Annotated in this window: 15 protein-coding genes; 7 read left to right on the plus strand and 8 right to left on the minus strand. The window is 65.2% G+C overall.

Going from position 1 to position 17,610, the window contains the following annotated elements; translation table 11 throughout:
• Positions 1–192 precede the first annotated feature (192 nt).
• Positions 193–3,258 carry an FAD-binding and (Fe-S)-binding domain-containing protein gene (locus DVK00_RS04850; RefSeq protein ID WP_121577349.1) on the plus strand — a complete coding sequence of 1,022 codons (3,066 nt, stop codon included), beginning with the start codon at positions 193–195 and terminating at the stop codon, positions 3,256–3,258.
• Here DVK00_RS04850 and DVK00_RS04855 read toward each other — a convergent pair.
• On the minus strand, positions 3,250–3,774 hold the full coding sequence (locus DVK00_RS04855; RefSeq protein ID WP_064288667.1) for a hypothetical protein: 525 nt from the start codon (positions 3,772–3,774) through the stop codon (positions 3,250–3,252). The genes DVK00_RS04850 and DVK00_RS04855 overlap by 9 nt on opposite strands.
• Positions 3,775–3,826: 52 nt before the next feature.
• Positions 3,827–5,023, minus strand: coding sequence for an ATP-binding protein (locus DVK00_RS04860; RefSeq protein WP_230458903.1), 1,197 nt, complete (start codon positions 5,021–5,023; stop codon positions 3,827–3,829).
• Between the two features lie 223 nt (positions 5,024–5,246).
• On the opposite strand from DVK00_RS04860, the gene DVK00_RS04865 reads away from it, so the two are divergent.
• Both DVK00_RS04865 and DVK00_RS04870 read left to right on the plus strand, forming a co-directional pair.
• Positions 5,247–5,441, plus strand: coding sequence for a cold-shock protein (locus DVK00_RS04865; RefSeq protein ID WP_004515390.1), 195 nt, complete (start codon positions 5,247–5,249; stop codon positions 5,439–5,441).
• Positions 5,442–5,443: 2 nt separating this feature from the next.
• Entirely contained in the window at positions 5,444–5,638 is a 195-nt protein-coding gene (locus DVK00_RS04870) for a cold-shock protein (RefSeq protein ID WP_053967073.1), read from the plus strand.
• A 125-nt stretch (positions 5,639–5,763) separates the two neighbouring features.
• Here the strand turns inward: DVK00_RS04870 and DVK00_RS04875 are convergent, their stop codons facing one another.
• Positions 5,764–6,504, minus strand: a complete 741-nt coding sequence (locus tag DVK00_RS04875) for a DUF429 domain-containing protein (RefSeq protein WP_121511782.1) — start codon at positions 6,502–6,504, stop codon at positions 5,764–5,766.
• A 108-nt stretch (positions 6,505–6,612) separates the two neighbouring features.
• Positions 6,613–6,798, minus strand: coding sequence for a hypothetical protein (locus DVK00_RS04880; protein ID WP_101351115.1), 186 nt, complete (start codon positions 6,796–6,798; stop codon positions 6,613–6,615).
• Between the two features lie 267 nt (positions 6,799–7,065).
• On the opposite strand from DVK00_RS04880, the gene DVK00_RS04885 reads away from it, so the two are divergent.
• A complete protein-coding gene (locus DVK00_RS04885; protein ID WP_101351116.1) occupies positions 7,066–7,773 on the plus strand; it encodes a sugar phosphate nucleotidyltransferase in 708 nt (235 codons plus the stop codon).
• An 80-nt stretch (positions 7,774–7,853) separates the two neighbouring features.
• On the plus strand, positions 7,854–8,468 hold the full coding sequence (locus DVK00_RS04890; protein WP_121535627.1) for a DUF4864 domain-containing protein: 615 nt from the start codon (positions 7,854–7,856) through the stop codon (positions 8,466–8,468).
• Here DVK00_RS04890 and DVK00_RS04895 read toward each other — a convergent pair.
• Genes DVK00_RS04895 through DVK00_RS04905 form a run of 3 tightly spaced genes read right to left on the minus strand, consistent with a single transcriptional unit; the run spans position 8,449 to position 11,777 of the window.
• Complete coding sequence (locus DVK00_RS04895; protein ID WP_101351118.1) at positions 8,449–9,528, minus strand: sugar ABC transporter permease; 1,080 nt, start codon at positions 9,526–9,528, stop codon at positions 8,449–8,451. The genes DVK00_RS04890 and DVK00_RS04895 overlap by 20 nt on opposite strands.
• The gene (locus DVK00_RS04900) at positions 9,528–10,490 is read right to left on the minus strand and encodes a carbohydrate ABC transporter permease (RefSeq protein ID WP_101351119.1); all 963 of its coding nucleotides are present in this window, start codon (positions 10,488–10,490) and stop codon (positions 9,528–9,530) included. The genes DVK00_RS04895 and DVK00_RS04900 overlap by 1 nt, the downstream gene beginning before the upstream one ends.
• A gap of 9 nt (positions 10,491–10,499) precedes the next feature.
• On the minus strand, positions 10,500–11,777 hold the full coding sequence (locus DVK00_RS04905) for an extracellular solute-binding protein (protein ID WP_198560191.1): 1,278 nt from the start codon (positions 11,775–11,777) through the stop codon (positions 10,500–10,502).
• A gap of 210 nt (positions 11,778–11,987) precedes the next feature.
• Between DVK00_RS04905 and DVK00_RS04910 the strand changes: the two genes are divergently transcribed.
• Together DVK00_RS04910 and DVK00_RS04915 are read left to right on the plus strand one after the other, a co-directional pair.
• A complete protein-coding gene (locus DVK00_RS04910; RefSeq protein ID WP_121577350.1) occupies positions 11,988–14,075 on the plus strand; it encodes an alpha-amylase family glycosyl hydrolase in 2,088 nt (695 codons plus the stop codon).
• Positions 14,076–14,167: 92 nt separating this feature from the next.
• A complete protein-coding gene (locus DVK00_RS04915; protein ID WP_101351122.1) occupies positions 14,168–15,334 on the plus strand; it encodes an ABC transporter ATP-binding protein in 1,167 nt (388 codons plus the stop codon).
• Positions 15,335–15,479: 145 nt separating this feature from the next.
• Here DVK00_RS04915 and DVK00_RS04920 read toward each other — a convergent pair whose 3' ends face one another.
• Positions 15,480–17,498, minus strand: a complete 2,019-nt coding sequence (locus DVK00_RS04920; RefSeq protein ID WP_101351123.1) for a glycoside hydrolase family 15 protein — start codon at positions 17,496–17,498, stop codon at positions 15,480–15,482.
• Between the last annotated feature and the right edge of the window lie 112 nt (positions 17,499–17,610).

Here is a 17,610-nt window from a genome sequence, read left to right on the forward strand (position 1 = left end):
TTAACAATTGCGTAACACATGCTATCACGGAAATATAGAAGCGCCGTAACGGATCGGCACTCGACCGGGTCGGGTGTGCGTGAGAGGGGGCCGTAGCGGAACTGTTTTGACAGGCGTACAGCTAGAACAGCCAGAGCAAACCGCCGAGTACCCGGTCCGTCGGTGGCCGGGCGGCTGGATACGAAACAAACCATGGCAACCGATTCCGGCACCCGGATGGACCCTTCGGCCGACGAGGTATCGAACTACGACTATCAGAACGACACCGTCGCCCGGTCCGGTCTCGTAGACGACCTGCAGACGCGTATCGACGGCGAGGTCCGGTTCGATGAGTACTCGCGGCAGTTGTACGCGACCGACGCCAGCCTCTACGAGGTACTGCCCATCGGCGTCGTCTACCCGCGCTCGACCGAGGACGTAGCCGCGGTCATGTCCTACTGTGCCCAGCGAGAGATTCCGGTTCTTCCCCGGGGCGGCGGGACGAGCCTCGCCGGCCAGACCGTCAACGAGGCCGTCGTGCTGGATTTCTCGCGGTACATGAACGAACTCGTCGAGACGCGGCCGGACGACCGGCGGGCGCGAGCGCAGCCGGGCATCAAGCTCGGCGATCTGAACGGGGAACTGGCCGACCACGGGCTGAAGTTCGCTCCAGACCCCGCATGGGGCGACAAGAGCGTGCTCGGGGGCGCTATCGGCAACAACTCCACCGGCGCGCACTCCCTGCAGTACGGCAAGACCGACGCCTACATCGAGGAGTGCGAGGTCGTCCTCGCGGACGGCACTGTCACGACTTTCGGCAAAATTAGCCGCGAAGAACTCCGCGACCGGGCGGACCCAGACGGCGACCTCGAAGCCCGGATTTACGCCGAAATAGAGCGGATACTCGCCGAGGAGGGCGAGGAAATCGAGAGCCACTACCCGGACCTGAAGCGCAACGTCTCGGGGTACAACCTCGACTGGGTCCTCGAAGACGCCGAGGACGGGACCGTCAACGTCGCCTCGCTGCTGGCCGGCAGCGAGGGCACGCTTGCCATCGTCACCGAGGCCGAGGTGTCCCTGGAGCCGATTCCCGAGACCAAGTCGATGGCCTTGATCGCCTACGAGGGACTCATCGAGGCCATGGAAGACGTTTCGGACATCCTCGAACACGACCCGGCGGCCGTCGAGGTACTCGACGACGTGCTCATCGATCTGGCCCGCGACACCGCCGAGTTCGAGGACGTGGTCGGCATGTTGCCCGACGGGACCCGGGCGGTCCTCATCGTGGAGTTCTACGCCGACGACGAGGAGAGCGGCCGCCGGAAGGTCGCCGACCTGCTCGCGGACCGGACCGAGGGCGTCGCCCCCGACGCCGACCCGACGGCGGGCCGGACCGTCGTCGACGCGCCGGTGCGGGCCTTCGACGCCATGGAGGCCCACGAAGAGGCCAAGCGCGAGAAATTCTGGAAGATGCGCAAGTCCGGCCTCCCCATCCTGCTCTCGCGGACGACCGACGAGAAACACGGCTCGTTCATCGAGGACACCGCCATCCCGCCCGAGAACCTCCCCGAGTACGTCGCCGACTTCCAGGAGATTCTGGAGGCCCACGACACCTTCGCCTCCTTCTACGCCCACGCCGGGCCCGGCGTGCTCCACATCCGCCCGCTCATCAACACCAAGACAGTCGAGGGCGTCGAGACGATGGAGTCCATCGCCGACGCGGTGACGGACCTCGTCGTGAAATACGGCGGGAGCGTCTCGGGCGAGCACGGCGACGGCCGCGCCCGCACGCAGTGGAACAAGAAACTCTACGGCCCGGACCTCTGGGAGACGTTCCGGGAGGTCAAGTCCGCGTTCGACCCCGACTGGCTGCTCAACCCCGGCCAGGTCGTCGGCGTCGACGCCAGCGCCGTCGAGTCCGGCGCGAAACCCGAGCGGGCACAGACGGTCGACATGACCGAGCACCTCCGCTTTTCTCCCGACTACGAGTTCGACGCCGGCTTCGACCCCGCACTGGAGTGGGACAACGACAACGGGATGCAGGGGATGGTGGAGCTCTGTCACGGCTGTGGCGGCTGTCGCGGGCCACAGGAGACCACCGGCGGCGTGATGTGCCCGACCTACCGCGCCGCCGAGGAGGAGATTACCGCGACGCGGGGCCGGGCGAACATGCTCCGGCAGGCGATGAGCGGCGACCTCCCGGACGATCCCACCGACGAGGAATTCATGCACGAGGTGCTCGACCTCTGTATCGGCTGCAAGGGGTGTGCGAAGGACTGCCCGAGCGAGGTCGACATGGCGAAGCTCAAAGCCGAGGTGACCCACGCCCACCACCAGAAACACGGCTCCAGCCTGCGGGACAAGGTGTTCGCCAACATCGATGCGCTTGCCGGACTCGGAAGCGCGTTCGCGCCGCTGTCGAACCTCGCGACGAAGGTGCCGGGCGCTCGCACTGTCCTCGAAAAGGCGGTCGGCATCGCCCCCGAGCGGACGCTTCCAAGCTTCCAGCGCAGGACGCTACAGGACTGGTTCGACGACCGCGGCCCGCAGGTCCCGGCCGGCGATGCCGAGCGGCAAGCCTTGCTGTTCCCTGACACGTACACGAACTACAGCCACCCCGAGGTCGGGAAAGCCGCCGTTCGCGTGCTCGAAGCCGCGGGCGTCCACGTCCAGTTGGCTGACCGAACCGACAGCGGCCGGCCGGCCCACTCGAAGGGGTTTCTGGACCAGTCCCGAGCCACTGCGCGGGACAACGTCGACGCGCTCGTTCCCGCAGTCGAGGAGGGTTGGGACGTGGTGCTGGTGGAACCGAGCGACGCCGTGATGTTCCAGTCGGACTATTTAGACCTGCTCTCGGGGGAGGACGTGGAGGTGCTCGCCGAAAACGCGTACGGCGTCTGTGAGTACCTCGACACCTTCCGGCTGGACGAGGGGGCCGACTGGGACGCTGGGCGCGAGACGCTGACCTACCACGGCCACTGCCACCAGAAGGCGACGAAGAAGGACCACCACGCCGTCGGCGTGCTCCGGCGGGCCGGCTACGACGTGGACCCGCTGGATTCTGGCTGTTGTGGCATGGCCGGCTCCTTCGGCTACGAGACCGAGCACTTCTCGATGAGCAAAGCTATCGGCTCGATACTGTTCGACCAGATAGGCGACAGCTGCGGTGACACCGTGGTCGCGCCCGGCGCGTCCTGTCGCACGCAACTGGACGACTGGGCAGAAAGTGACGGGGAGCCGCCGCATCCAGTCGAGAAGCTCGACGCAGCCCTAGCCTGACGATTCCTCGGGCTGGCGCACCGCCTGAACGATGCCGACCGTCTGGCCGACCAGCGCAAGTCCGATGCCGGCGAGCAACGCGGTTTCCGCCGGCGGGAACAGCGCGCCAGCGTACACTGCCGCACCGAGAACACTCAGCACTGCGCCGGCCGTGTACGCCCGCTGGCCTGCCGGAACGTGCTTCCCAGTGTAGTAGAGGCCGACGCCCGGAACAGCCATCCACCCCAGTAGTGTCGTCGTCAGGAACGGAACCCGGAGCGGAGAGTAGAGGAAACCGACGATGCCGCCGACGGTGAGCAGGAGTCCAACGAGCAGAATATCGCGCCAGATACGGAGGACGCCAGTTACCATCTCGTCCCACGAAAGAACGGCGAACGCAGCGATGAGGACGGCGGCGACGACGTGAAACGCCAGCACTGTCCGCTCAGTGACCGCGTCGAGATGCGCAAGTCCCACGAGCAGCCACGCGAGCGGGATGAGTACGGTCGGACCCTGTGCGCGCAAGCGAGGGAACATACCCCCCACTGTGCCCCCCACAATCAAGAAACGTCGGTCGTGCGGTACTGTGTCACGCTCGCGGGAGTTCGACAACGAAGTGCGCGCCGTCGAGGTCGGTGTCGGCGAAGTCCGTGTCGAATTCGCTGGCGGAGTCGGCGAGGTAGATGTCGCCGCCGAAGCTGGTAACGAGCGTCTCGACGAGATGGAGCCCACCGCCGTGCGTGTCGCCCGCTCGCGGGTCGAAGATGTTGTCACGCCGGTCGTCGGGAATCCCCGGGCCGTCGTCGACCACGTGAATCTCGACGACATCGCCAGTTTCGCGGATCGCGACGAACACCGACGGGTGATCGCGCTCGTCTCCAGTCGACTGGCCGGCCTCCGCTCGCGGTGCCTCGCTCTGTAGCGCTGCCCCGTCCGTCGCGGTCCCCTCGGCGGAGAGTTCGGCCGCTGGCGTCCCGTGTTCGATAGCGTTCTCTATGAGATTCCGGAGAACCGGGCGGGCGGCCTCGTTTGTGCGTGCCATCGCGCTGCCCGATGCTTGAAACTCGATAGCGATGGGATGTGTTTGCTCGATTCGCTGTATCACCGCCTCGGCGATTCCGACAACGTCAGTCGGTTCGAAGGTCGGGTCGGGACCGAGGGTCTCGACGACAGCCCCGGCGTTGTCGACCAGGCTGTCGAGTTCGGTTACCTGTTCACGAATCGCGTCCGCTGCCGTTTGAATCGTCTCCGAGTCGGCGTTGCGCCGGATGATTGTCCCCCGGCCGTCAATAACGACCAGTCCGTTCGCGATATCGTGCCGGAGCAGGTCGTTGACGAACGACAGCGTGTTCGCGGTTCGGGTCGCACGGCTGGCATCCTGACGGGCCCGGACCGCGAGCGTGCCCGCGATGAGTCCCGTGACAGCGCCAGTCTCCATCGCCAACAGGGTGACGAACACCGGTTCGGCGATCGTTCGGCCCTCCATCATACGGATAAACACGCTCAAACCGATGACCGTCCCGACTGCGAGACTGCCAGCGACGCTCCAGACGAAAACGGTCCAGATCTGCTCACCCGGTGTCGACGACGAGACGAGGCGATAGCTGCCATACACCAGCACCAGCGGCAGTAGTCCGTCAAGGCCCAGTGCAAGCACGGGGCCACCGACCTGTCCGATGCGCTGTGTCTCGATACCGAGGTGCCAGACGACGGCCACACCTGTAAAAGCGAGACCGAAGCCAGCGAGCAGCCACGGCGCAAGGCGGGCCCGGACACCGCGGTACATAGTTACGACTTGTGCTCGAATGGCTAATTCCATTCGATCAGTGAAATGATAGGACCGAGCGCGACGCCGAAGCGTCGACAGCCAGCCGGGAGATCAGCCGACGCGTGTGGTGTGCCAGTATTACACACTCCCTAATCGCCAGACCGCGGGCGGTTTTCTCTGTTTCCTACCAGAGTATCGTACCGACACTGTTATCCGTGGTGCTGGCATCTCTATGGTTGCAATGGCGAAAGGAACGGTTGATTTCTTCAACGACACTGGCGGTTACGGTTTCATCGATACTGAGGACGCGGACGAGGACGTCTTCTTCCACATGGAAGACATCGGCGGCCCGGACCTCGAGGAAGGACAGGAGCTCGAATTCGACATCGAGCAGGCGGACAAGGGTCCGCGCGCCAACAACGTCACGAGGCTCTAACGATGGCGACAGGCACTGTCGACTTCTTCAACGACACTGGTGGCTACGGCTTCATCGAGACCGACGATGCGGACGAAGACGTCTTCTTCCACATGGAAGACGTCGGCGGCCCTGACCTCGAAGAGGGGCAGGAAGTCGAGTTCGACATCGAGCAGGCGGACAAGGGTCCGCGTGCGACCAACCTCACGCGACTGTAAGACCGGTTCTGTCTGCAGTCTAGCACTATAATCACTTGTCAGCGGTCGCGGTGTACGCACGCACGGCAGTGTCGCTGGCACGCACACAACTCACGGCGAGCAACGGCACTCGGCGAGACACGCCACTACGTGAGCAGTGGCGACGCCGCCCGATAGACGATCTCCATCGGCAGCCCCGCCGCGTCCCGCGGCGGTTCGGGCGGGAGCGTGTACAGTTCTCCGTCATCCGGGACGGCTGTGTACGCGAGGACGACAGCGTCCAGCACGTCGTCGATAGCCACTGCCGTGCCACCAGTCGCTTCGGCGGCCTTCTGGACCGTCGGGGCAGCGTCGCGGTCGTAATGGGCGAGAATCCGCATCCGCTCTGCGTATCCCCCGGCGGTGCGCTTCGAGTAACTGAGCGGCTCGCCGGCGAACGCCCGGAAACAGACCTCTGGGTGAGACTCTCGGATAGCGGCGGCGGCCTCGGGCAGTTCCTGCAGGAGTTCATCGACCCGGGCGAGGCTGTCGCTGCGTTCGAACGCCCGCTCGGAGAGGTCGTGCCCGGTCTTGCGCTTGTGGACGCGATTGGCCGTCGAGTAGCGCTGTTTTCGCGTCGCTTCCCGTACCGGCGGTGTGTGGATGGTCGAGCTGCGCGCACCGAGAACGGACCGAGCGAGTTCGTCACACCGGCGGTCCGGCTCGCCGGATTCGACAAGTCCGATTGGGACGCCGACCAGAATCCGGCGGGCGCGCTCGTCATAGGCTGACCAGCACGCACCGATACTGTCGAACACCGACGCGTGGTCGAAGCCGTCGCCAGTGAACGCGACAGCAACCCAGGACTCGTCGCTCCGATCAACGCCGACGTACAGCGGTTCCGCCATTGTGGATACTCGTTCCGACGGGCGCAAAAGTGTATCCCGAGGTGTTTCTTGCCCAACCGGTCACGCACCTAAGCTATCGGTCGACGTGCTGACGGCCCCGAGAACGGGTCACGTCTGCCCGAATTTCGTGAGGTCTTTGAGTGGTACCAGGCGGTGTTCCAGCGCCGGTTTCGTGTAGCCAGCCGACTCCTCGGAGACGCCGCTTGTGAACACCAGCACCTTCTGCTGGAGGACATGCGGCACGCCGTCAGTGTCTCTGATGATGTCGACCGACCGCCACGCTTCGTCTTCCATGTGTCTGACTCACACGCCGCTGCCACGTGTCTCTTTCCCCGCTACGAGTCCGGCCCGACGAATATCGTCCGGAGCCGCGCACCGCAGTCCGGACAGTATGCCAGCGCTCGGTATCGAGGTCGCCGAACGTCTCCCGGCGAATCGCGTCCCCGACGCTGACCGACCGGCCGCAGGTATCACACTTCTCCGCCATACGGATCGGTGGCGGGCCAGAATCAAAACCCGCTCGCCCACAGGCATTTAGCCGGCGCGGGCGTGGGGCCGGCCATGGACGGTGTCGTACTCGCCGCCGGCGAGGGAACGCGGATGCGACCGCTCACCGCCGACAAGCCGAAGGGACTGGTCGAGGTGGCCGGACAGCCGCTGCTGACCCACTGTTTCGAGACGCTGCTGTCGGTCGGCGTCAACCGCCTGGTCGTCGTCGTCGGCTACCGCGGCGACGACATCGTCGCCCGCTACGGCGACCAGTACCGGGACACGCCGATAGCGTACGTCCGACAGGAGGAACGGCTGGGGCTGGCCCACGCGCTCGAACAGGCCCGGACCGCCGTCGACGGGACCTTCGTCGTGTTGAACGGCGACAACGTCTGCCGGGCGAACGTCGGCGACGCGCTCGCCCGCCACCGCGAGAGCGACGCCAGCGCTACGCTACTGGTCGAGGACGTGTCCCGGGCCGAGGCTAGGTCGACCGGCGTCGTCACAACGGACGGGGAAGGACGGGTGACTGGCCTCGTCGAGAAGCCGGCGGACCCGCCGTCAACGCTAGTCGCGCGGGGCTTTTTCGTGTTCGAACCGGCTATCGGCCACGCCTGCGCGCTGATACGTCCCTCCGAGCGGGGTGAGTACGAACTCCCCGACGCAATCGACCTGTTGCTGAGTGCCGGCCACCGCGTCGAGGCGGTCGAACTGGAGGGGTGGTGTCACAACGTCAACGAACCAGCCGACGTGGACACGGTTGAGGAACAGCTCGGCTGACGGCGTCGACCGTTGCCAAGCGAAGCAGCGCGCGGACGCGGCGACGGAACATCGAAGGAGCGTCACCCCAATACAGGGGTATGACAGCCGTTCGGTCGCTGGCGCTCGTCGCACTTGCCGCGGTCGTAGCACTGGCGGGCTGCGGTGCGTTTTTCGGTGGTGGCGACTCGACGGAGTCGAAAGCGACGATAACGCCCGCCAACGTGCCAACAGAGGACGCGAAAGCGGCAGAACCGGCGGCGGGCGGGCGGGAGTACTGGGGCAACGTCTCCGTCGACACCAACAGATCGGCCGTGACACAGCCGCGGGTCCTCGAACTGCGGCCGAACTGCGAGCGACCGCCTGGGCTGGTCGTCCACATCCAGGTCCTCGCGTTGCAGAACAACGACCCGGCGACGAACGAGGGTATCAACACGACCTGGCAGTTCGCCGCGCCATCGAACCGGGACCTGACGGGACCGTACTCGAACTTCGTCCGAACGATCCAGAGCGGGTTTGAGCCGCTCCTGAACGCGACGGGCGTGCGGTACGGGCCGCTCGACCGCGACGGCGACACCGCGTCACAGCCGGTAACGGTCGTGAATGCGAACGGAACGACGACGAGCTACCGCTGGACGGTCGAAAAGCAGACCGAAGCGCCCTACGAGGGCTGCTGGATGACGACTGGGGTGGCCGCTACCCCTCCATCCCGCTGAAGGAGAGGCCGCCCTCGATGTAACGCTGGGCGAACAGGTACGCGAGCATAATCGGCGAGGCGAAGGTGAGCGCGAACGCGGAGAAGCGCGCCCACGGGATGGAGTACTCGTCGACCATCGCGTACAGACCGACCGGCAGGGTGTAGTTCTCCGTCCCCAGTAGCGTCTGGGCGACGACGAACTCCGTCCAGCCGGTGAGGAAGACGAAGATGAACACCGTCGCCAGCCCGGCAGTCGACATCGGGATAATGACTTCCGTCACCACGCGCCACGGCGGCGCGCCGTCGACGACGGCGGCCTCCTCGTAGGAGACCGGGATGCCGTCCATGTAGGTCTTCAGCAGCCAGGTGTTGAACGGCACGGCGGTCGCCGCGTAGTACACCGCAAGCGCCAGTTTGCTGTCGTTGATGCCGAACTGAACGTACAGCGCATACATCCCGATGAGCAGGGCGACACCGAGACCGCCACCGACCTGTGTCATCAGGACATAGAGGAACAGAATCTTCCGTCGGAAGAGGAACTCACGGCGGGAGAGCGCATAGGCCGCTGGAATGATGAGCGACATCGCGATCAGCACGGTTGGAATCGCCACCATGAGGCTGTTCCAGAGGAAGTGCTTGAAATCCGACGGGCGATCGACGCCGTAGTCGGACGCGTCAAGCAGTTCGATCCCCGGCGTCTGGAACACGAAGGCGAGGTCGGTGAACGGAATGGCCGCTGAGATCGAGTACGACGGCACGATGAGGTCGCCGATAACCCAGATGAACGGTTTGACCGTAGGGTTAGACGGAACCAGCGAGAAGCTCTCAGACGTGTACAGCGAGCTTCCGGAGCCGGAGAGGGCCGCCATCAGAATCCAGTAGATCGGGAAGAGGAGCGCCAGCACGACCAGCGTCGCGCCGATGGTCGAGAGGATGACCTTCAGAACTGCCGAAGCGGGCAGTTCACCGCGACGGACGGCCTGCACGGTGTAGGACCACTTTCGAACTGTTCGGGCGGGCATCGTGGCGAGCGTCTTGACATCGTCGCTGAGCTTCCGGGCGATTGCACCGAGCAACATCAGTCGTTCACCCCGTCTGCGAGTTTGCCTTTCTTCACGTTGAGCCACATGAACGCGCCGATGAAGGCGAGCGCGATGATGCTGATTGCCGCGCCGCGGCCGTACTGCTGGAACGACAGCGCCTCGCGGTACCCGTAGACGACGATGAGTTCGTTCGCCCGTGCCGGGCCGCCCTGATTAAACACGAACGGGATGAGGAACTGCTGGAACGACGCCGCCGACGTGAGAATCGACGCGAACAGGACGGGCCGCTTAATCGACGGCAGGGTGATGTGGGCAAAGCGTGCGAGAAACCCCGCGCCGTCGACGACGGCCGCCTCGTGGAGTTCCTCGGGTACGTCCTGGAGCGCGCTGACGGTGATGATGACCATGAACGGGTACGCCAGCCACGCCTCCGTGACGTTGTACGCGACGAAGGCGGTCCAGCGGCCCGAGAGCCACGCGACCGAACTCGCCCCGAACGCGGTCAGTAGCTGATTCATCAGTCCGAACTCGGCGGAGCTGAAGATGCCGCGCCACACCGTGATGGTGAAAATCGGCGGCAGCCCCATCGGGAAGATGATAAGCGAGCGCAGGACGCGCTTGCCGCGGACGAGGTCACTGGTCACGATAAGCGCGATAGCCAGGCTCGCCCCGATCTTGAGCGTGACGCTCGTGGCGACGAACAGCCAGGTGACGCCGAAGGAGTTCCAGAACTGGCCGTCGGTCAGCACGTCGGCGTAGTTCTCTAGCCCGACGAACAGCGCGTCGCCGAACGTGAGCACGGCGACGACGCCCTCGCCGGCGAACAGGTTGGCCGGCTCTGCGTTCGTAAAGGAGATCCCCAGCAGGTAGAGGACCGGGAACAGCATGAACGCCGAGAAGACAAACAGCCCCGGAAGTACTAGCAGTAACGACGCGTCGTCCCGCGTCAGAAACGGGACCGATTCGATCCGGTCCGCCGCTCGTGAAACGGTACTCATGGGCAGTTCTTACTCCCAGTTGCTGCGGATTTCTTCGGCGGCGGTCGTCAGTGCGTCCTCGGCGCTCGCGTCGCCGTTGAACGCTTCGATGAGGGCGTTCTCGAGCGGCGACCACACCTTGTTCATGCGCGGGTCGGTCGGCATCGGGACGCCCTGACTGACGGTCTGGGAGTACGTCTGGACGTGGTCAGGAAGATCGTCACTGCCGACGAGGCTGTCGAGCACCGGAATCGCGCCCTGTTCTTGAGCGAGGCGCGTGGCGTGGTCCTCGTTGGTAGCGAACCACTCGACGAAGTTCCGGGCGGCCGTGGCATCGGCTCCGCCCTCGCTCATTGCGTCCGCGAAGTACCACATCGAGATACCGGTGTACGGCGTCACCTCGCCGCCGTCGATCTCTGGGAACGTCGCCACTTCGTAGTTCACGTCGCTCTGGTTCAGCGTCGCCAGGTACCACGGCCCGTTGACTGCGAAGGCGGCGTTGCCCTCCGAGAACGTCGCGGCCTGCGGTTCGTAGTTCGGGTCGTCGGGCATGTACGGACGGAGGGTATCGAGAGCGAACTGAAGCCCCTCGATAGCTTCGTCGGCATCCAGCCCGAGCGCCGGGTCCTGCTCCGGGTCGAAGTAGTAGCCGCCGAAGGCCTGGATCCACCCGCTCGTGAAGTACGGGTCGAACGGCGCGGCGAGCCCGTACTGGCTGCTGCTCGGGTCGTGGTACTCCTCCATTGCCGCTACCATGTCGTCAATAGTTTCAGGTGGTTCAGCGACGATATCGGTGTTGTAGATGAGCGTCACCGTCTCCGCCGAGTGCGGGAGGCCGACGACGGCGTCGTCGAACTGGACGGCAGAGGCTGCGGCGTCGGTGAACTGGTCGAGACTCACGGAGAGTTCGTCGGACTGGTCAACGACGAACTCCCGCTGGTAGTAGTCGCCGACCCAGTCGTGTGCCCACTCGAATATCTCCGGCCCCTGTCCGGCCGGAATAGCGCTCGTGGTCTTCTTTTCCATGTTGGAGATATCCGACCCATCGACGCCGAACTCTGTCTCGCTCGCGAACGTCTGCATCGCGTCCTTGCGTGCAGGAATCTCCGAGTCCTGAAGCTGGTACCACGCCGTCGCGGTCCCGCCGGACTGCTGACTCCCATCGCTTGCCCCGTCGTCCGAGCCGCCGGAAGCCGTTTCGCCGTCCGAGCCGCCACTGCCCTGCTCTTGCACACTACAGCCAGCAAGGGCTGTAGCCGCCCCGACACCGCCGATCCGTTTGAGCACCGTCCGTCGTTCCATTGTCATGGATAGATATGGGATGAAATAGTCCTTCATAACTTAAATCATTCGGAAATAGAAGGAGACAATGATGACAGATTCAGAGAGACAGCACAGATGTACCTCGCTGTGTGTCGGTTTCAGTAAGTCCGCTTCTCAGAAGTAGTGAAGTGATATTTTTTCTAAAATTGGACCAGAAGCGTAACACTCACAGTACCGACCCCGTACCGTAGGCGTATGCACCATCCAGGCCCGCCGCGGTTCGCCACCGTCGGCGAATCTGTCGAACTGGCCCCGCGCCGGCCCGACCCCGGCATGGCCGCCGAGTGGCGGTTACTCGAGCGGCCAGCGGCGAGTACGGCGACGCTTGACGGCGGCCCAGTCTGTCACCTCGAGCCGGATACCTCAGGTGTCTATCGAGCCGAGCTAACCACCACAGATAGTACACATGAGCAAATCATCCGAGCGTTCCCGGCCGTCACCGAGACCATCCGGTTCAGCGTCACCGAAGACGACTTCGACGGCGAGGACATCGCCGTCGCCGACCGCGCCGTCGTCATCGGGAAGTTCAACGACTTCACGATGGGGACACACTGGGCCGAGCGGGACGGTGACGAGTGGGTCCTCGAGGCGGACCTGCCGCCCGGGACCCACCACGCCATTTTCAGTTTCGACGGGTCCTTCGAGTCGACCGCGACCGACGAGGTCACCGTCGAAGGCCCCGGTCGACCCCGGATCGAGCTCACCAGTGCGACAGAAGACGGGTCCCTCGTTGTCTCGGCGGATACTCACGCGGCCCCGTCAGGGAGCGAGCCCGCGGTAGAGTTTTACCTCGACGGCCGAGACGCGCTGGAAGAGTCGGCTGTGAGCATCCACGGCGACGAACTCCGGGTGCCACGGGACGCACTACCCGAAACGGCCCGCGTTCACGCGGTTGCCGTCGCCGAGCGCCACAGCGTCGCTGATACGCTGGTCGTGGAACACGGCAGGGAAAACGAGAGCGCGGACACAGGCGCGACGGTGTCCGTCTCGCGGCCGGCAGACCCGCCGGCCTGGGCCGGCGATGCCACCATCTACGAGATATTCGTCCGGTCGTTCGCCGGCGAAACCGTCGACACGACCTTCGAGGCCATCGAGCGGCGGGTCCCCTATATCGAGTCACTTGGCGTCGACGTGGTCTGGCTCACCCCCGTTCAGGCCAGTCCGACTCGACACGGCTACCACATTACGGACTTCTTCGATACTGCGACAGACCTGGGAACGCGCGAGGAGTTCGAGTCGCTGGTCGACCGGCTCCACGACGCGGGAATCCGGGTCGTCTTCGATTTAGTCATCAACCACACCTCGCGGGACCATCCGGCCTTCCAGCTCCACCGGACTGGCGTCCCCGAGTACGCCGACTACTACGAGCGCGTCCCGGCCGAGCGCGACGTCTCGGATGTCGACTGGGCGGGCGAGGACGCGCCGGGCTACTACTTCAACTGGACGCGGATTCCGAACCTCAACTACGACTCGCTCGACGTCCGGCGCTGGATGCTCGACGTGGTAGACGAATGGCGCGACGTGGTCGACGGCTTTCGCTGTGACGTTGCCTGGGGCGTGCCACACGGGTTCTGGAAGGAGGTCCGCGAGCGGGTGAAAGCCGACGACCCCGAGTTCCTGCTGCTCGACGAGACAGTCCCGCGAGACGCCGCCTTCGCCGAGAACGAGTTCGACGTGCATTACGACACGGACCTGTTCGACACGCTGCGCGATATCGGGACCGGCGAGGAGCCGGCGTCGGCGCTGTTCGAAGCGCTTGACGCGACGGCCGAGCACGGCTACCCCGACCGCGCCGGCCACATGCGCTACGTCGACAACCACGACGAAGACCGCTATATCGACGAGTGCGGGGCCGCACCGCTTCGGGCGGCCGTCGGGGCCACGTTCACGCTCCCAGGAACGCCGATGATATACGCCGGGCAGGAGCGCGGCGTCGAACAACAGCGCGGGACGATGCGGTGGCACGACGGCGACAGCGCGCTGACCGACTTCCACCGGCGACTGGTCGCGCTGCGAGCGGACCACGCCGCACTCCGCGCGCCCGGGGTGCATCCGGTTCCCCACACGGTTGAAACAGGCGCTTCGGACGGAGTCGTCGCGTACGAGCGCACCGACGGTGATGAGACGCTGGTGATCGTTCTGCACTTCGGCGACGGCACGGCGAGCGTCTCACTTGATAGCGCAGTCGGGGACACTGACCTCCTCAGCGGCACGCCGGTCGGTAGCGACGGGACGATTGCGGTCGGAGATGTCGTCGTGGTACCGGCGACGAGAGAGCGCTGACAGCGCTCGGTTCCACAACCGAACCGACTCTGCTAGAACTTCTATGAAAAATCCCATCAAACTTATTAGCGATGGGTGTGAGACTCTGTGTAATGGCGAGTCTCGAACTAGACGGTCTCCGCAAGGAGTTCGACGGTGGCTCCATCGTGGCAGTCGACGACATCGATCTGTCCATCGACGATGGGGAGTTCGTAACGGTCGTCGGCCCCTCGGGGTGTGGGAAGTCAACGACACTGCGGATGATTGCCGGCCTCGAACGGCCGACGAGCGGCCGTATCCGCATCGGCGACGAAGACGTGACCGACGTCCACGCCCGCAAGCGTGACGTGGCGATGGTGTTCCAGAACTACGCACTGTACCCGCACAAGTCCATCCGGCAGAACATGGCGTTCGGTCTCCGGATGAGTACGGACCTCTCGAAGGCCGAACGGCAAGAGCGAGTCACCGAAACGGCCGAGATGATGGGTATCGGCGACCTGCTGGATGACACGCCGGACCAGCTCTCCGGGGGGCAGAAACAGCGTGTCGCGCTCGGGCGCGCCATCGTCCGTGAGCCGGACGTGTTCCTCTTCGACGAGCCACTCAGCAACCTCGACGCGAAGCTCCGGACGACGATGCGGACGGAGATCCAGCGGCTGCAAGAGGAGCTCGGGATTACGGCCGTCTACGTCACCCACGACCAAGAAGAAGCGATGACGATGGGCGACCGCATCGTCATCCTCAACGACGGGAAACTCCAGCAGGCCGGTCGCCCGAAGACGGTGTACGAGAACCCGACGAACCAGTTCGTCGGCGGCTTCGTCGGCTCACCCTCGATGAATTTCCTCGATGTGACCGCAGAGCCGCTCGGGAGCGGCGTGCGGCTCACCGGCGCACACGATGACTTCTCCTATGACCTCACGGGCGGCCGCGCCGGTTCCGTCGGTGATATTCAGCAGGGGTCGTACACGCTTGGTATCCGCCCGGAACACGTTTCGGTCAGCAATGGTGGCGATCAGGACGCCGTCCCGGCGACGGTCGACGTGCTCGAACCCATCGGCAGCGACAATTACCTCTATCTCGATCTGGGCGAATCGAAGACCGGATTCGAGGGCGACGGCGCACCGGATTTCATCGCCAGAGTCAGCACTGACGTGGAGCCGGCCATCGGCGACCGCGTGCAGGTGTCGTTCGACGAATCCGCCGTCCATCTGTTCGACCCGGAGACAGGCGAGGCAGTCACAGCCGGCGAGGACACGCCCGTTGCAGCGCCGCAGTAGGGCGATAGCCAGTGATCCACGGTCAGACGTAGTCGCTGTTTTCGGCTAGCTATAGAGTCCCTACGGCCATCCGCTGCGTTTTCGAACGTCAAGCAGCGCGGTCCGCGTAACGCGGGGCCTCGCGAGCGCCCAGTGACGCGGTGCTTTACTCGCGGACGCTCAGCGGCTCGGCGGTGAGTTCCCCGGCGTCAGCGAGGTGGGCCACAGTTGCCAGCCGGAGCGCGTGGGGCCAGCCAAGCGGCGTGCCACAGTCCGGCGTCCCGTCGTCGAACAGTTGCTCGGGGAGGTACCCGCTGGACTGAACGAGCGAGCCACCGGGAAGAATCTCTGCCAGCAGGTCCCGGGACCGGGCGTAGGCCGCCGTCGCTCGGCTGTCGTCAGCGTCACGCAAGAGGGTCCCCAGCTGTGCGGCACTGTTTGCGCCCCACGCCGTCGAGACGGTCCAGACTTTCTCGCGGTCCTGCGAGCCGCGTCGCCAGTCGTCGCCCTCGAAACGCACGAGGCCGCGGATATCGCCGGTGTCCCGTTCCAGCCCGTCGAGTGTCGTCTCGACGTGGGTACAGAGCCGGTCGCGGGTCTCTGCCGGCAGGTCGACCGTCTGGGCGGCGGCGCGACAGGCCGCTGGGAGGGCCAGCGTCGCAGAGTCCAGTCGGTCGTCAATGGTCCCGTCATGCTCGCGGAGGGCGTAGCGGTCGCCGGTCCACAAAGCGTCAAGTGCAGACAGTACCGTCTCGGCCTGGGATCGGGCGTGGTCCCGGAGCGCGGTGGAAACAGGTGCGCGGGCGACCGCCGCATAGGCGTGCAGGAAGGTCGCGGCAGTGTGCGTGAACCGGCCCTGCATGTTCTCCCAGGCGTTCTGGCAAGCGATAGGGAGGCCGTCGTCGGCCAGCGTGTCGTCGATGCTCTCGACGGCGCGCCCGAGCGTGGCTTCGATGCGCTCCGGGTCGGCCGGGTCGCCGGTCCGGAGGTACGCCGCGAGGAAGGTGGTGACGCTCGCGGTCTGGTCGGCCTGGTAGTCCGCGTCCGAGCCGCTTTCGAGCCGGGCGTTCGCCCAGCCCGGCGCGAGCGTTTCGTCGCCGGGCCAGACGCGGTGGGGCCAACTCCCGTCCGGTTGCTGGGTGCGACAGTAGAATTCGGCGGAGCGCTGGTGCCACGAATCGAGCCCGAGGTCGAACGTCCCGTCGGCTTCGAGCAGGAACGCCGCGATCTCGGCGTCATCGCGGAACCACGTGTAGCCGTAGCCCCCAGAAGTGACGTAGTACGGGTCGAAGTCGGGCGCAGCGATTCTGGCACCGTTCGCGGCCGAAAGCAGCGAGAGGACGCGGAGGTCGGCCACGATGCTTTCGTGGCTCGGCGTCTCCGCGGGGACGCTCCACCGCCGCTGTGCTTGGCCTGCTTCGAGCACCGTCTCCGAGGTGTAGTGGTCGCTCACCAGCTGGTCGATGGTTGATAGCGCTGCGTCGCGGTCGGTGTCGGCCGTATCCGTCAGCAGCGTCGCCAGCGTGACGCCGCCGTCGACGAACGGCGCGGACAGCAGGACGCCGCCGGTCAGCGTCGTGTCTTCGTACCGCCGCGCCCCGGTGGCCCGGGGGAACGAGACGGGGTCGTCGTCGACGAGTTCGGGGAACCGTTCGGGAATCTGGCCCACAGCAGTGTCGAGTTCGGTAGAGACGCCGATGAAGTCGTGTTCAGAGCGGTGGTATGCCTCGACAGCGTCTCCGTGCATCAGCAGGCTCTGCTGGCCGTTCCGCCCGTCCGGTGCGAAATCGACGAACGCCCGCAACGACACGGCAGCAGGCGCGTCGCCGCGAAGCTCGAATCGGGTGACGTGGGCCTGCTCGATGGTGCAGTCCGTCTGGACGACGGCCCAGTCGCCACAGTTGTGGACCGTCTCGACGACGCCGGCGTCGCCGCAGTACCGCTGGTCGGCGTCGGGACCGAACCACGTCGTCGAGTCCGTCTCGACGCCGAACCGCGAGCGGTCGATGCCAGTGAGCCCACACAGCGGATAGGAGTAGTCCCGCAGCGAGCCATCGCTGTCGACATGCACCAACCGGCCATCGAGTCCAGAGAACATGCCCGTCGTAGAGCGGAACTCGCCCGGGAACTGGTGGCGACGGTCCCGCGTCCGCTTGAAGTCGTTGAGTGCCGTCCGGAGCGTCATTGGAGAGAGACACCACTGGAAGGGATATAAAATATGGTGTAATAGTTTTTCATCCTTGTGACGGCAGCGTCTGGACAGCCGGTGACACGTCTGCCGTCGACGCTCCGAGGGT

Origin of the sequence: Haloarcula sp. Atlit-47R, from assembly GCF_003665985.1 — an archaeon.
GTDB lineage: Archaea > Halobacteriota > Halobacteria > Halobacteriales > Haloarculaceae > Haloarcula > Haloarcula taiwanensis.

Excerpts from the sequence above, each read along its gene's own strand:
- DVK00_RS04850 (WP_121577349.1), top strand. The coding sequence starts at position 193 with ATGGCAACCGATTCCGGCACCCGGATGGACCCTTCGGCCGACGAGGTA.
- DVK00_RS04855 (WP_064288667.1), bottom strand. The coding sequence starts at position 3,774 with ATGTTCCCTCGCTTGCGCGCACAGGGTCCGACCGTACTCATCCCGCTC.
- DVK00_RS04860 (WP_230458903.1), bottom strand. The coding sequence starts at position 5,023 with ATGTACCGCGGTGTCCGGGCCCGCCTTGCGCCGTGGCTGCTCGCTGGC.
- DVK00_RS04865 (WP_004515390.1), top strand. The coding sequence starts at position 5,247 with ATGGCGAAAGGAACGGTTGATTTCTTCAACGACACTGGCGGTTACGGT.
- DVK00_RS04870 (WP_053967073.1), top strand. The coding sequence starts at position 5,444 with ATGGCGACAGGCACTGTCGACTTCTTCAACGACACTGGTGGCTACGGC.
- DVK00_RS04875 (WP_121511782.1), bottom strand. The coding sequence starts at position 6,504 with ATGGCGGAACCGCTGTACGTCGGCGTTGATCGGAGCGACGAGTCCTGG.
- DVK00_RS04880 (WP_101351115.1), bottom strand. The coding sequence starts at position 6,798 with ATGGAAGACGAAGCGTGGCGGTCGGTCGACATCATCAGAGACACTGAC.
- DVK00_RS04885 (WP_101351116.1), top strand. The coding sequence starts at position 7,066 with ATGGACGGTGTCGTACTCGCCGCCGGCGAGGGAACGCGGATGCGACCG.
- DVK00_RS04890 (WP_121535627.1), top strand. The coding sequence starts at position 7,854 with ATGACAGCCGTTCGGTCGCTGGCGCTCGTCGCACTTGCCGCGGTCGTA.
- DVK00_RS04895 (WP_101351118.1), bottom strand. The coding sequence starts at position 9,528 with ATGTTGCTCGGTGCAATCGCCCGGAAGCTCAGCGACGATGTCAAGACG.
- DVK00_RS04900 (WP_101351119.1), bottom strand. The coding sequence starts at position 10,490 with ATGAGTACCGTTTCACGAGCGGCGGACCGGATCGAATCGGTCCCGTTT.
- DVK00_RS04905 (WP_198560191.1), bottom strand. The coding sequence starts at position 11,777 with ATGACAATGGAACGACGGACGGTGCTCAAACGGATCGGCGGTGTCGGG.
- DVK00_RS04910 (WP_121577350.1), top strand. The coding sequence starts at position 11,988 with ATGCACCATCCAGGCCCGCCGCGGTTCGCCACCGTCGGCGAATCTGTC.
- DVK00_RS04915 (WP_101351122.1), top strand. The coding sequence starts at position 14,168 with ATGGCGAGTCTCGAACTAGACGGTCTCCGCAAGGAGTTCGACGGTGGC.
- DVK00_RS04920 (WP_101351123.1), bottom strand. The coding sequence starts at position 17,498 with ATGACGCTCCGGACGGCACTCAACGACTTCAAGCGGACGCGGGACCGT.